This is a genomic window from Embleya sp. NPDC005971, from assembly GCF_040629175.1.
In the GTDB taxonomy this organism is placed as follows: domain Bacteria; phylum Actinomycetota; class Actinomycetes; order Streptomycetales; family Streptomycetaceae; genus Embleya.
Genome location: NZ_JBEXUX010000005.1, coordinates 88,274 through 100,800, shown reverse-complemented (window position 1 = coordinate 100,800; position 12,527 = coordinate 88,274). Strand labels below are relative to the sequence as shown.

The following is a 12,527-nucleotide window of genomic DNA, read 5'->3' as shown; positions in this document are numbered from 1 at the left end:
TCGGGACGCCGGTGACTACTTGCCGGCGCCGTTGAGCTGCGCCGGGACCACCAGGTCGGCGAGTCGGGTGTCGCCGAGGCCGCCGGCCCGCACCGATTCGAGCAGGCCCTTGAGCACGGCGGTCTGCGGGCCGCCGCCGGCGATCAGCGCGCCGAGCGCGCCGGCCAGGGTGAGGTCGCGCACGCCGCTCGCGCCCAGGCCGCCGACCATCGCACCGAGGTCGGCGGCGAAGGTGGAGCCGTTCGGGTCCAGCCAGGCGCCGGCCATCGTGCGTACCGTGTCGGAGCGGTCCACGAACGCGTCCACACTCTTCCCGGCGGCCATCGCCCCCATGATGCGGTCGAAGAACATGCTGTCGCCGCCGACGATGTCGATCTTGGCGTTCTCCAGGCCGGTCGCCAGCACCGTGGCCTGGGCCTCGGCGATCTGCCGGTTCACCTCCAGGCCGGCCAGCCGGATCTCCTTCTCCGCCTCCAACCGCAGCCGGTATTCCTCGTGCTCGCGGCTGGACTCGTCCAGCGCGGCCATCGCGGCAGCCTTCTCGGTCAGGCCCTCCGCCTCGCCCTTGAGCCGCTCGCGCAGGCCCTCGGCGCTCGCGAGCGCCTTCTGCCGGGTCACCTCCGCCTCGGCGTGGCCCAGCTTGGCCACCGCCTCGGCCATCCGCTCCTGCACCTCGGCCTCGGCCAGGCCGACCGCCGCCGCCTCGGCCCGCTTGCCCTCGGCGCCGCGGATCGCCGCCTGGGTGTCCAGCTCGGCGGCCTTGCGCCGGGCCTCGGCCAGGGTGAGCTGCTCGGCCGCCCGGTGTCCGGCCGCCTGCTGGGCGGCCTCGGCCGCCTTGATGTCCTTGACCAGTCGCTCCTGCGCCTGGGCCTCGGCCTGGATGATCAACGCCTGGCGCTCGCGCTCGGCCTCCTCGACCAGCCGGAGCTTCTTGATCTCCTCCTCCTGCGCGGCGACGGTGCGCTCGACCGCGATCCGCTCCCGGATCACCTCGGCGATCTCGCGCTTCTCCCCCTCGACCTCCTTGTCGCCGGCGATCCGACGCAGTTGGGTCTCCCGCTCCCGGGCGATCACCTCCAGGAGCCGGTCCTTCTCGATCCGCTCGTTCTCCACCGCGATCACCCGCTCGCGGTTCTTCTGCGCGACGGCCACCTCACGCTCGCGGTTCTCGTTCTGGATCCCGAGCGCCTCCTCCGTCTTCATGTGGGCGCTCTGCGCGCGCAGCCGCTCCTCGGCCTGCACCCGGGCGGTCTCGGCCTCCTCGCGGGCCCGGCTGATCTCGATCTCCCGGCGCTGCTTGATCTCCGCGTCGGCCTGCCGGCGCTCCAGTTCGAGCACGGTCTCCCGGGCCTCGACGTTCTGCCGGGTCATCTCCTTCTCCTCGGTGCGCTGGTACTCGTTGGTGCGCACGTGTTCGATCGCGGTCAGCTCGGTGATCTTGCGAATGCCCTGGGCGTCCAGGATGTTCGCACCGTCGAGCTGGCTCATCGGGGTCTGTTCGAGGAAATCGATCGCGGCGTCGTCGAGGTGGTAGCCGTTGAGGTCGGTGCCGATCACCGCGAGGATGCGGTCCCGGAACTCCTCGCGCTTGGTGTACAGGTCGACGAAGTCGAGTTGCTTGCCGACCGTCTTGAGCGCCTCGGCAAACTTGGCGGCGAAGAAGTCCTGGATCGCGGCCCGATCGCTGGCCCGGTCCGCGCCGATCGCCTGGGCGACCTTGATCACGTCCTCGACGGTCTTGTTGACCCGGACGAAGAAGTAGATGTGGATGTCGGCACGGATGTTGTCCCGACAGATCAGGCCCTCGCGGCCGGTCCGGCGGATCTCGATGGTCTTCACCGAGATGTCCATGGTCTCGGCCCGGTGCAGCACGGGCAGCACCACGGCACCGGTGAAGGTGACGTCGACCGTGTCCGCCTTGGAGATGATCAGGGCCTGGCCCTGCGACACCTTGCGGTACAGCCGGGCCACGGCGAGCAGCACGACGAACAGGACGAGCAGGACGACGGCGACGAGCACACCGATGCCCACGGTGATGGCATCCATCAGTGAAATCCCTTGGTCGAACGGGACGTTGGTTGGCAGGAAGGCGGTTTCGGCGCAGGCGATCCCGCGGCCGCGACGCACGGCGCCGCGAGCGGGGTGGGGACGAGCACGAGGGGCGGGCGCGGCCCGACCCGATCAGCGCACCGTGCGATCCGGGTCCAGCGCACTGTCGAAGCGGGTGACCCGGAAGAACTCGCCCGCCACGTCGTAGTCGAAGATCAACGCGGTGCTGCCGGAGACCAGCCCGCTCTCGTCGGTGCGCACCTGGAGGATCGCGGTCGAGCCGTCCTCGGCGCGGACCTCGGCCTGGCCGAAGTCGGGGCCCACCCGGCCGGTCCGGACCCGACAGGTACGGCCGACGAAGTCGGCGCGAACAGAGGGCCGTTCGGCCGGCAGGAAGCGCCGGCCCAGGGCTCGCACCAGGCGTGCGGCGAGCAGGCCGAGACCGAGCGCCGCGGGGAGCGCCGCGGCGCGCAGCCACCATCGGTCGGTCAGCGCGGTGCCGACCAGACAGACGAACCAGGTCACCACGATCGCGAACGAAAGGGTCACGGTGATCGGCACGCCGGCGGTGTCGCGAGGGTCGTGGTCCCCATGACCCGGATGACCACCGTGAGCATCATGGCCCCCGTGGGCCCAGGGCCCCCCATGATGTGCACCCCCATGGTCCCCGTGGCCGCCATGACCCACGACGACACCGCCGAGCAGCACCAGCAGCCAGTAGGCCGCCACCACGACGAGCGCGAAGCTGAACAGGACGGCGGGAAACGCCAGTGCCGCCCGCACGAAATCCCCCACCGTTCCACCCCCTCGGCTCGCTGTGCGCCGACATCGTGGCACCGGCCGCCCGGCCGGCGCATTGCCGGAAGCCGGCAGTGTTGACACCTGTTTGGCGTCCGGTACCGGGCCCGAGGGAAAGCGCGATTAAAGCGGGGTACCGGGCCAGCCCAAGAGCCGGGCACCCAGGGCGGCCGTCTCCAGGGTGTAGCGCTGGAGCGCGTCGCCCGGGTCGTATCCGGTCAGCGTGCGAATGCGCTCCAGCCGGTAGGACAGCGTGCGTACGCTGATCCGCAACCGGCGGGCGGCCTCGGCATTGACGTAACCGGCCGCCGCACACGCGGTGATCGTCTCCAACAGCGGGCCCGCGCCGCCGCGCGCGTGCACAAGCGGACCCAGCGCGGTGCGGACCAGGTCCGCCATCGCCGCCCGGTCGCGCATCAGCACCGGGAAGACCAGCAGATCGCCCGCGTCCAGCACGGTGCCGGGCAACTCCAGCCGCACGGCCAGGTCGAGCGCGCCCAACGCCTCCTCGTAGGACAACACCACGCCGCTCGCCCCGGCGTGCGGTCGGCCCGTCGCGACCCGGTGCGCGCCCTCGTGGCCGGCGTCGGTCCGGGTCGCGTGCTTGGCGAACGCCGTCAGTACCGACTGCTCGTTCGCCGCCGCGATGCACACGAGCCGGCCGTCCTTGGTGGTCAACAACACGTCGCGCTCGCCGAACCGGCCGATCAACTCGCGCTCGACCCGGCGGGCCAGCGGATGCACCTCGTCGTAGTCGCTCGGGCCCACGGCCACCGCGACCGTGTGCGCCCGGGCCAGGCGCAGCCCGAACCGCTCGGCGCGCTCGGCCAACCGTCCCGGGTCGCTGCGGCCGTAGAGCAGATCGTCGATGAACTCGCGGCGCGCGGCCTCCTCCTGGCGCACCGCGAGCCGCCGGGCGCGCTCGTGCCCCGCGCCGAGGGCGGCGATCGCCGCATCGAGCGCGGCCAGCACCGCGTCCCCGCTCCGAGCCGCGTCGCTCACACTCGCCGCGCGCCCGATGCCCGGCAACGTGGCCCACGCCCGCCGGGTCTCGCCCAGGTACAGCCCGACCAGGGGGCGCCAATCGTACCCGGCCTCCGCCGCCCGCTCGCCCGACTCCGCCAACGCCTGCAACTCCGCCCGCCGCAACAGCCGCCCGGTCTCGGAGACCTCCCCGAGCACCTCCGGCCAGCCGTCCGCGAACTCGACCGGCATCCCGTCGTCGCTCTCCACGTCCGGTCCCCCCGAAGCCCCACCCCGTTGCCGAATTCCCGAGACCGAAACGCTACCAACATTGCCGATTCCCGGCAGCGACCGGGCGCGCGGCGCAACACCCGGCCCTGGCAGGACGCGGCACCGAAGGGCGCCGGCAGAATCGAGGGTTGTGACGATCTCGGTATTGCTGGCGGACGACCAGGAAATGGTGCGGCGAGGGATGCGGCGCATTCTGGAGCGGCAGGCCGACATCGAGGTGGTCGGCGAGGCCGGCGACGGTGTGGCCGCGCTGGAGGCGGCACGGCGATTGCGGCCGGATGTGGCGCTGGTGGACATCCGGATGCCCCGGATGGACGGGCTCGAACTGACCCGACTCCTGGCCGGGCCGCACGCCGAGGTGCCGGTCAAGGTGGTCGTGGTGACCACGTTCGACCTGGACGAGTACGTCTACCCGGCGTTGCACGACGGCGCGTCGGGCTTCCTGCTCAAGCGGGCCGGCCCGACCCTGCTGGTCGAGGCGATCCGGGCGGCGGTGGTCGGCGACACCCTGATCAGTCCCTCGATCACCGTGCGCCTGCTCGAACACGTCACCCGACCGAGGCCGGCACGCGGCCGGCCCGCGCCGATCGAGGCGCTGACCGAGCGCGAGGTGGAGATCGCCGGCCAGGTCGCGGAGGGCAAGACCAACGCCGACATCGCGAGCGAGCTGTTCATCTCGCCCGGCACGGTCAAGACGCACGTGGCCGCCATCGGACGCAAACTGGGCGTGCGCAACCGGGTCGGCATCGCGATGCACGCCTGGGAGATGGGCTACGCCCCGGCCGGGCCGCGATGACCCCCGTTCGGCAACGTCGCCGGATCGGCTGGGCCGTCGCGGCCGTGGCCCTGGTCCTGCTGCCGCTTTTGCTCGCCCCGCCCGTGGGGATCCTCGCCGCGCTGCCGGCCGCACTCGCCGTCGGTGTCGCGCTGCCCCGCTGGCCGATCGGGCGGGTGACCCTGGCGGGCGCCGCGTGGATGGTCGTGGCGACCTCGTTGCTGCTCGACCTCTGCTATCCGGGCCCGCATCAACTCGCGGGCTTTTGGCTGCCGTTCGAATTCGTCGGCCTGTGGCTGACGGTCGAGCGGGTGGTCCGCCGGCTGCCGGCCCGCACCGCCGCACGGCTGGGTTCGGCGCTCGGCCTGGCCGTCGCGGTGCTTCCGCTGCGCTTCACGTTGCGCGCCCCGGAGGCGACCTGGGAGGCGTCGGTGGCGATGTGCGCGGTGGCGCTGCTGCCCGCGGCGGCCACCGCCGGCGTCGGCCTCTACCTGCGCTCGCTCGACGACCGCCGCACCCGCGCGGTCGCCCTCGCCCGCCGGCTCCAGCGCCTGGAAGTGGCCCGCGACCTGCACGACTTCGTCGCACACGAGGTCACCGGCATCGTCTTGGAGGCCCAGGCGGGGCAGCTCGACGAGCCGACCGGGCCGGACACCGAGCACACCCACGCGTTGCTCGCCCGGATCGAACAGGCCGGACTGCGCGCCCTGGACTCGATGGACCGCACGGTACGGACCCTGCGCGAGAGCGCGGGGGAGGGCGACGCGACTCAGTTGCCCGAGCCGCCGACCCGGGTGTACGGAATCGCCGATCTCCCGCTCCTGGTCGAGCGCTTCACCGGCTCGGGCCGGGTGCGCGCCGAACTCGACCTGGCCCCGGACCTGGCCGCCGTACCGCCCGGACCACTGGACGAGGCGGCCTACTTCGTCGTCCTGGAGGCACTCACCAACGTGCGCCGGCACGCCCCGGACACGGCCGGCGTCACGGTCGCGGTCGGCCCCGCCCGCGGCCCAGGGGTCGAGATATCGGTGACCGACCTCGGCGGCGGCGCCCGTCCCGCATCGACCGAACGGGACGGCGGCGGCACCGGGTTGGCCGCCCTCCGAACCCGCCTGGAAGCACTGGGCGGCACCTTGTCGGCCGGTCCCCACCAGGGCGGCTGGCGCGTGGTCGGGCTGCTGCCGAACCCGCGATAGCACCGGCGCACGAGCGCCCCGACCCCACCGGATATCTGCCGAACGGCAGATGTCCCCGCTCTCGCGAACGCCCAGGCTGGTCCGGTGCCGCCACATCACGCGGCGCGGCGTCGGGCGACCCGTCCCGGCGCGTCATCGCGGAGGGTCGACCGACATGCTCGAACTGATCGACGTCACCAAGGAATACCCCGGCGGCAAACGCGCCGTCGCCGGCGTCACACTGCGCCTGGAACCGGGCCTGCTCGGGCTGTTGGGTCCCAACGGCGCGGGCAAGTCCTCGCTGATGCGCATCATCGCCACGGTGACCCGGCCCACCTCCGGGCGCATCCGCTTCGACGACGTCGACGTGCTCGCCGACCCGGACGCGTTGCGCCGTTCGCTGGGCTACCTCCCGCAGGACTTCGGGGTCTATCCGAACCTGGGCGCCCGCGAGTTCCTGGGCTACCTCGCCGCCGCGAAGGGCCTGAGCGCGCGCTCCGCCCGGGCCCGGATCGAGGAGCTGCTCGAAGCGGTCAACCTCGCCGACGTCGGCAAACGCCCGCTGGGCAAATTCTCCGGGGGCATGCTGCGCCGAGTGGGCATCGCCCAGGCGCTGCTGGCCGACCCGCGCGTGCTGGTCGTGGACGAGCCGACCGCCGGCCTGGACCCCGAGGAGCGGGTCCGCTTCCGCCACCTGCTGGCCGAACTCGCGGTGGACCGGGTGGTGCTGTTGTCCACGCACATCGTCTCGGACGTCGAGTCGGTCGCCTCCGACATCGCGGTGCTCGCCGCCGGAACCCTGCTCCGTCGCGCGAGCCCGGAGCAGTTGCTGCACGAAGTACGCGACGTGGTCTGGGAGATGACGGTGCCTCAGGACCAGGTGTCGGCCGCCCGGGGCCGCTGGGTGGTGAGCCGGATGGTGCGCACCGCGGCGGGCGTACGGCTGCGCGTACTCGCGCCGCGGCAACCAGCCGATTCCGCCGTCCCGGTCGTGCCCGACCTGGAGGACGCCTACCTCGCGATCGTCTCCGGCCTGCTCGCCGACAGCGCCCAGGCGGTGCGGCCGTGACCGCGGGCATCGTGGTGCGCCTGGCCGGTGCCGACTTCCGCGATCGGGTCCGCCGTCCGGCCTACCTGGTCACCCTGGCCGCGGCGGTCGCGCTCGCCTATGTGGCCATCCCCGGCCCCGACGCGCACTGGACCGTGATGAACATCGGCGACTACCGGGGCCGGTACGACAGCGCGTACGTGGGCACAGCCACCGCGCTGGCGGGCGCGCTGTGGTTGACCCTGGGCGGCTTCCACGTGGTGCGCGACGCGATCGGCCGGGACGAGCGCACCCGGGTCGGCCGGTTGCTGGCGGCGACACCACTGCGTACGTGGGCCTACCTCGCGGCCAAGTTCCTCGGCAACGTGCTGGTGCTCGCCTCGATGGTGGGCGTGCTCGCGCTGACCGCGGCCGGCATGCAGTTGCTGCGTGGTGAGGATCGGCGGATCGAACCGGTCGCGCTGCTCCTGCCGTTCGCCACCATCACGCTGCCGATGGTGGTGGTCACGGCCGCGATGGCGCTGCTGTTCGAGACGATTCCCCGGCTGCGTGGCACCCTGGGCACCGCCGTGTGGTTCTTCGTCTCGCTCACCGCGGCACTGGGCGGGCAGTCCGGGTCGGCGCCCCTGGGCGGCCTCGGCGTGCATGCCGCAGTCGCCTCGATGCGTGACGAACTCGTCGCGCAGAACGGCGAATTGGCCGGTCAGGAGTTCAGTCTCGGGCTGACCTGGCGGGACGAGCCGCTGCGCACCTTCGACTGGGCCGGCTTCACTCCCGGCGGCGTCTTCCTGCTCCAACGGCTGGCCCTGGTGCTCCTCGCGGTCGCCGTCGCGGTGCTGCCCGCGCTGTGGTTCGCCCGTTTCGACCCGGCCCGGGCCGGCACGCGCGCCGCCGTCGGGGACGAGCCGTCGACCCAGCCGGTTCGCCCGGACACACCGCCCGCGCTGCCGCGCACTCCGGCCCGCGTCGGCTTCACCTTCCCGCGTCTGCTCGCGGGCGAGCTGCGCATCCTGGTCCAAGGCGTGTCCCGACGTTGGTGGGTGGTGGCCGCGTCGTTGTCCGCGTTCGGCCTGGCCGCGACCGGGAACGTGGTGACCTCGGCGGTGCTGCCCGCGTTGTGGATCTGGCCGCTCATGGTGTGGTCGCGGCTGGGCACCCAGCGCACCGAACACGACCTGGCCGGCCTGCTCGGCGCCTATCCGACGCCGCGTCGACGGCTGTTCGCCGAGTGGACGGCCGGCCTGCTGCTGACCGTGCTGATCGGACTCGCCCCGGCCGTCCGGATGGTGGTCGCGGGAGACACCCCGGGACTGGCCGCGTGGGCCGCCGGCGCGCTGCTGATCCCGTCCTTCGCCCTGTGCACCGGACTGGCCGGTCGCACCCACCGGCTCTTCCAGGCGCTCTATCTGCCGCTGTGGTGGGGCATCCTGAACAACATCACCGGACTGGACTTCATGGGCGCGATCCGCCGCCAGGGCGAACCGGCCGGACCGCCGTGGTTCGCGGTCGCGGCCGTGGCGGTGGTACTGCTCGCGGTGGCGATGGGGATCGGCGCGGCACGCCGGCCGGACCGCCGCTGAACGCGGGCGGCGAGCGACCGGGCCGGGTCAGCCCACCAGTTCGGAGACGATCGGCGCCAGAGCCCGAAACGCCTTGCCCCGGTGGCTGATCGCGTTCTTCTCGGCGGGGCTGAGCTCGGCCGCGGTCCGGGTGTCGTCGGCGACCCGGAGGATCGGGTCGTAGCCGAAACCGCCGGTGCCACGCGGCTCGCGGGTCAGCGTGCCCTCGAACCGGCCCTCGACCACCCGCTCGGTGCCGTCCGGCAGGGCCAGCGCCGCCGCGCAGGCGAACCACGCGGCGCGGTGCTCGTCGCCGATGTCGGACAACTGCGCGAGCAGCAGCCGCAGGTTGGCCGCGTCGTCGCCGTGCGTGCCGGCCCACCGCGCGGAGAAGATGCCGGGCATGCCGTTGAGCGCGGCCACGCACAGGCCGGAGTCGTCGGCGATCGCCGCAAGTCCGGTGGCCTGCGCGATGGCATGCGCCTTGAGCAGGGCGTTGGCCGCGAAGGTGAGGCCCGTCTCGGGCACGTCGGGGACCTCCGGATAGGCGTCCATGCCGACGAGTTCCACATCGAGCCCGGCATCCTTGAGGATCTGCTGAAGCTCGACGACCTTGTTGGCGTTGCGCGTGGCGAGTACGAGACGGCTCATGCGGCCAGCCTAGCCTCGCCGGGTGTGGCCGGATTCCCGGCGGCGGATCGACACCGACCGCCGCCCGGGTCCGCTACTTCACACAGATCGTGGTCAGGTTCTTCGCACCGTTGATCAGCGGCTGCACGTCGCTCGCGCTCAGGTTGCCGCCGTTGGCGAGCCGGGTGCTGAGCTGGGTGATCACGTCGCCGAGGCCGTTCGCGGCGTTCTTCGCGTCGTTCGAGTCCAAGTCCTTGGTCTTGTCGTCCAAGGTCTTCTGCAGGTTGTCGAGCGCCTTGCGGGCGGCGTCCGGGTCGTTCAGCACGTTGCCTAGCGTGGAGATGTCGTTGGTGAGGTTGGTGGCCAGTTCGGCACACGAGATGGCCTGCTGCGCCTGCTCGCACGCGGCGGTGGCGAACAACGCGCCCGCCATGACGGTGGCCGCGATCGTGGTGCGCAGGACCCGGCGGGAACGGTACGTGGCGCGGAACATGGAGCTCCTCGTCAGGGACGGGCTGATCGGCCCGGTCGTGGCTGCTGCTGATCGGGATGACCAGGTGCCCCGACCGTACTCGCGTCCGACCACGCGACGGGCCGTCGGTGGCACACCCGATGCGTGCCGGTTGCGCGTACGTGACACTCGCAACCGGCACGTGACCACCACTTGCGGCGGTATGCCGGGAAAGCGCGCCTGGGGGACGCAGCGCTCTCAGGACTCCAGAGCGAGCTGCTGAAGCACCGTCAGTTCCTCGCAGCCGTGCGTACCGAGGTCAAGCAGGTTGTTCAGCAGCGCGCGGTCGAACGGCTCCTTCTCCGCGGTGCCCTGCACCTCGACGAAGCGTCCGTCGCCGGTGCAGACGATGTTCATGTCGGTCTCGGCGCGGACGTCCTCCTCGTACGGGAGATCGAGCATCGGCACGCCGTCGATGATGCCGACGCTGACCGCCGCCACCGAACCGATCAGCGGGTTGGCGCCCTTGCGGGTGAGCTTGTGCTCGCGCGCCCAGGTCACCGCGTCGGCGAGCGCGACATAGGCGCCGGTGATCGCCGCGGTCCGGGTGCCGCCGTCGGCCTGGAGCACGTCGCAGTCGAGGTGGATCGTGGTCTCGCCGAGCGCCTTGGTGTCGATCACCGCACGCAGCGAACGACCGATCAACCGCGAGATCTCGTGCGTGCGCCCGCCGATCCGGCCCTTGACCGACTCGCGGTCGCCACGCGTGTGGGTGGCGCGCGGCAACATCGAGTACTCGGCGGTGACCCAGCCCTCCCCGCTGCCCTTGCGCCAGCGCGGCACACCTTCGGTGACGCTCGCGGCGACCAGGACACGCGTACGGCCGAACTCGACGAGGACCGAGCCCTCGGCGTGGTCGAGCCACTTGCGCTGGAACGTGACCGGTCGGAGCTGGTCGGGGGTACGGCCGTCTACTCGTGACATGGACCCAGCCTAAGCGGTGCCGCGCACGCTTTCGGACCGGACGCCCGGCGTGCCTCAGACCGTGTGCGTGGCGTCCGGCAGAGCCAGCTCGACGGCGCCGCTGAAGGTCTTGCGGGCATCGTCGAGGTTGCGCCCGCGGCTCGTCCACGGCGGGATATGGGTGAGCAACAGCCTTCCCACGCCTGCCCGTTCGGCATGCTCACCGGCCTGTCGGCCGTTCAGGTGCACATGCGGCAGGTCTTCCCGGCCGTACTCGAAGGACGCCTCGCACAGCAGCAGGTCGGCGCCGCGCGAGATCCGCACCAGGTCGTCGCTGACCCCGGTGTCGCCGGAGTAGACGAGCGATCGGCCGCCGACCTCGATCCGGTAGGCGTACGACTCGACCGGGTGCGGCATGCGGTCCGCGGTGATCCGGAACGGGCCGACCTCGAAGGTGCCGGTGACCACGGTGCGGAAGTCGAACACGTCGGCCATCCGCCCGTTGTCGATCGCACCCTCGACGTCGTAGGCGCGCGCGATCCGCTCGTGCGTGTCGACCGGGCCGTACACCGGCAGCCGGGGCAGTTCCCCGGCCGGACAGTACTTGCGGGCCACGAAGTAGCAGGCGAGGTCGAGGCAGTGGTCGGCGTGCAGGTGGCTGAGCAGCACCGCGTCGACCGAGGCGAGCGTGGCGTGCCGTTGCAGGGCGCCCAGGGCGCCGTTGCCGAGATCGATCAGGATCCGGACCCCGTCGGCCTCCAGGAGGTAACACGAGCAGGGGCTGTCCGGCCCGGGGAAGCTGCCGGAGCAGCCGACGACGGTGAGTTTCACGTGAGGGCTCCGAGCGCGTCGACGTGCGCGAGTTCGGGGCCGAGGAACCGGCGACCTACGTCGCGGAACTGGGCGGGATCGCCCGTGGTGAGGAATCGGTGGTCGGGTGCGGGCCGGCCGACGTCGCGCATCAGGCCGCCGGCCACGAGTGCGCGATAGACGTCCTTGGCGGTCTCCTCCGCGCTGGAGATGAGCGTGACCTGCTCGCCCATGACGTAGGAGATGACGCCGGTGAGCAACGGGTAGTGCGTACAGCCGAGGATCAACGTGTCCACGCCCTCGGACACCACCGGGTCGAGGTAGCCGCGGGCGACCTTGAGCAGTTCGTCGCCCCCGGTCACACCCCGCTCGACGAACTCGACGAAGCGCGGGCACGCCTGCGTGGTGAGCCGAATGTGCGGCGCTGCGGCGAACGCGTCCTCGTAGGCCATCGAGGTCTTGGTCGCCTGCGTCGAGATCACCCCGACCCGCCCGTTGCGGGTGGCCGCCGCGGCCCGCCGGGTGGCGGGCTTGATCACTTCGACCACCGGAACGGCGTACCGCTCGCGCGCGTCCCGCAACATCGCGGCGGACGCGCTGTTGCACGCTATGACAAGGACCTTGACGCCCTCGTCCACGAGCCGATCCAGGCACTCCAGCGCATAGCGGCGCACCTCCGCGATCGGCCTCGGCCCGTAGGGCTGCCGCGCGGTATCGCCGAGATAGCGGATCGATTCGTTCGGAAGTTGGTCGAGCACGGCCCTGGCCACGGTGAGACCACCGAAGCTGGAGTCGAAGATTCCGATCGGCGCGTCGTTGGATGCGAATGCCACTCCCCGAGAGTACGCAGTAGAGGGGTACGTCCCGGTGCACAACGGGCACGGGGGTGACCGACGTCACGGGACATCGGCCCTTCGGACCGGCAGCGGCTCCGCCGCTCTCCTCGCTGCCGCTCGTCGATCACTGGTCGACGATCAAGTCGTTGGCGCTGACGCGCCGAAGCGGTGGACCGAGT

Annotated in this window: 12 protein-coding genes; 4 read left to right on the top strand and 8 right to left on the bottom strand. The window is 72.0% G+C overall.

Annotation, left to right across the window (positions count from 1 at the left end; all coding sequences use genetic code 11):
• Positions 1-15: 15 nt before the first annotated feature.
• The 3 genes from ABZ374_RS07200 to ABZ374_RS07190 form a co-directional block, all read right to left on the bottom strand.
• The gene (locus ABZ374_RS07200) at positions 16-2,046 is read right to left on the bottom strand and encodes a flotillin family protein (RefSeq protein ID WP_360307414.1); all 2,031 of its coding nucleotides are present in this window, start codon (positions 2,044-2,046) and stop codon (positions 16-18) included.
• A 135-nt stretch (positions 2,047-2,181) separates the two neighbouring features.
• Positions 2,182-2,844 (bottom strand): hypothetical protein, encoded by a 663-nt coding sequence (locus ABZ374_RS07195; RefSeq protein ID WP_360307411.1) that lies wholly within the window; start codon positions 2,842-2,844, stop codon positions 2,182-2,184.
• 126 nt (positions 2,845-2,970) lie between these two features.
• Positions 2,971-4,062, bottom strand: coding sequence for a helix-turn-helix domain-containing protein (locus tag ABZ374_RS07190; RefSeq protein WP_360307785.1), 1,092 nt, complete (start codon positions 4,060-4,062; stop codon positions 2,971-2,973).
• 169 nt (positions 4,063-4,231) lie between these two features.
• Here ABZ374_RS07190 and ABZ374_RS07185 point away from each other — a divergent pair, with 169 nt between their 5' ends.
• The 4 genes from ABZ374_RS07185 (at position 4,232) to ABZ374_RS07170 (ending at position 8,679) form a co-directional block, all read left to right on the top strand.
• Positions 4,232-4,897 carry a response regulator transcription factor gene (locus tag ABZ374_RS07185; RefSeq protein ID WP_360307408.1) on the top strand — a complete coding sequence of 222 codons (666 nt, stop codon included), beginning with the start codon at positions 4,232-4,234 and terminating at the stop codon, positions 4,895-4,897.
• On the top strand, positions 4,894-6,072 hold the full coding sequence (locus ABZ374_RS07180) for a histidine kinase (RefSeq protein WP_360307405.1): 1,179 nt from the start codon (positions 4,894-4,896) through the stop codon (positions 6,070-6,072). The genes ABZ374_RS07185 and ABZ374_RS07180 overlap by 4 nt, the downstream gene beginning before the upstream one ends.
• 154 nt (positions 6,073-6,226) lie before the next feature.
• The gene (locus ABZ374_RS07175) at positions 6,227-7,120 is read left to right on the top strand and encodes an ATP-binding cassette domain-containing protein (protein WP_360307402.1); all 894 of its coding nucleotides are present in this window, start codon (positions 6,227-6,229) and stop codon (positions 7,118-7,120) included.
• Complete coding sequence (locus ABZ374_RS07170; protein ID WP_360307399.1) at positions 7,117-8,679, top strand: hypothetical protein; 1,563 nt, start codon at positions 7,117-7,119, stop codon at positions 8,677-8,679. Before ABZ374_RS07175 ends, ABZ374_RS07170 begins: the two co-directional genes overlap by 4 nt.
• A 27-nt stretch (positions 8,680-8,706) precedes the next feature.
• Here the strand turns inward: ABZ374_RS07170 and rdgB are convergent, their stop codons facing one another.
• From rdgB to murI, 5 genes are all read right to left on the bottom strand, one after another.
• Entirely contained in the window at positions 8,707-9,309 is a 603-nt protein-coding gene (gene rdgB, locus ABZ374_RS07165) for an RdgB/HAM1 family non-canonical purine NTP pyrophosphatase (protein WP_360307396.1), read from the bottom strand.
• 73 nt (positions 9,310-9,382) lie between these two features.
• Positions 9,383-9,781 (bottom strand): hypothetical protein, encoded by a 399-nt coding sequence (locus ABZ374_RS07160; protein ID WP_360307393.1) that lies wholly within the window; start codon positions 9,779-9,781, stop codon positions 9,383-9,385.
• Positions 9,782-9,997: 216 nt separating this feature from the next.
• Positions 9,998-10,723, bottom strand: a complete 726-nt coding sequence (rph, locus tag ABZ374_RS07155; RefSeq protein WP_360307390.1) for a ribonuclease PH — start codon at positions 10,721-10,723, stop codon at positions 9,998-10,000.
• 54 nt (positions 10,724-10,777) lie between these two features.
• Positions 10,778-11,533, bottom strand: coding sequence for an MBL fold metallo-hydrolase (locus ABZ374_RS07150; RefSeq protein WP_360307387.1), 756 nt, complete (start codon positions 11,531-11,533; stop codon positions 10,778-10,780).
• The gene (gene murI, locus ABZ374_RS07145) at positions 11,530-12,345 is read right to left on the bottom strand and encodes a glutamate racemase (RefSeq protein WP_360307384.1); all 816 of its coding nucleotides are present in this window, start codon (positions 12,343-12,345) and stop codon (positions 11,530-11,532) included. The genes ABZ374_RS07150 and murI overlap by 4 nt, the downstream gene beginning before the upstream one ends.
• Positions 12,346-12,527: the final 182 nt, after the last annotated feature.